Source organism: Limnospira sp. PMC 289.06, from assembly GCF_032350395.1.
Taxonomy (GTDB): domain Bacteria; phylum Cyanobacteriota; class Cyanobacteriia; order Cyanobacteriales; family Microcoleaceae; genus Limnospira; species Limnospira platensis.
In genome coordinates, this window is the sequence record NZ_JARPLC010000366.1 from 1 (window position 1) to 938 (window position 938).

General features: G+C 42.1%; 1 protein-coding gene. It reads left to right on the forward strand.

Annotation, left to right across the window (positions count from 1 at the left end):
* A partial coding sequence (locus P5674_RS25230; RefSeq protein WP_315670428.1) for a reverse transcriptase domain-containing protein occupies positions 1-938 on the forward strand: 938 nt, incomplete at both ends.

Genomic DNA, 938 nt, shown 5'->3' on the forward strand with positions numbered 1-938 from the left:
TGCTTTGACCGAATAAACCATGATTACCTACTGTCCAAAATTCATTGTCCAAGTATCCTGAAAAGAGACCTAAAACAATGGCTCAAAGCGGGTGTATTAGACAACGGTGTATTTGAGGATACAGAAGCAGGGACACCTCAAGGAGGGGTAATAAGTCCAATACTCGCCAACATCGCACTGTTGGGAATGGAAAGGCTAGTTAAAGGAATGTATCCAAATAAAGGCACAGCCACCCAGGTGAACCTTATAAGATATGCCGATGATTTTGTGGTCATCTCCAAAGACCTAGGAATCATTGAACAGTGCAAGACTGCTATTTCTGAATGGCTAAAACCTGTAGGACTAGAAATAAAACCTGAAAAGACCCGAATATGTCACACACTTAAGCCTATTGAGTATAATGGCAAGATTGAGGAACCTGGGTTCGATTTTCTAGGATTCAATATCAGGCAATATCCCGTAGGAAAGTATAAATCCGGGAAAACAGGTGGGGCAGCAAGCCGATTAATCGGACATAAAACCCTCATAAAACCCAGCCAAAAAGCAGTTAAAGCCCACACAGAAGCAATAAAAGGTGTAATCAAACAATATAGAACAGCACCTCAGTCAGCCCTGATAAGTAGACTAAACCCAATTGTTCAGGGATGGTCAAACTATTATTCAGCGGTAGTCTCAGTTGAGACCTTCAATAAGCTAGATGCAATAATCTGGCATATGTTACGGGCATGGACAGTATCAAGATGCGAAAAGGCAAGTTATGAAAAACTGAGTAATTACTTTAGACCCGGAACGGTCAAGCTCAGTAATGGGAAAGAAAGACAGGAAACTTGGTTATTCCAAACCAAGGATGGTCATCAGTTGTGGAAACATAGCTACACGCCGATTGTCAGACATACCCTAATACGCCCTGACGCAACACCATACGACGGAAATTGGAG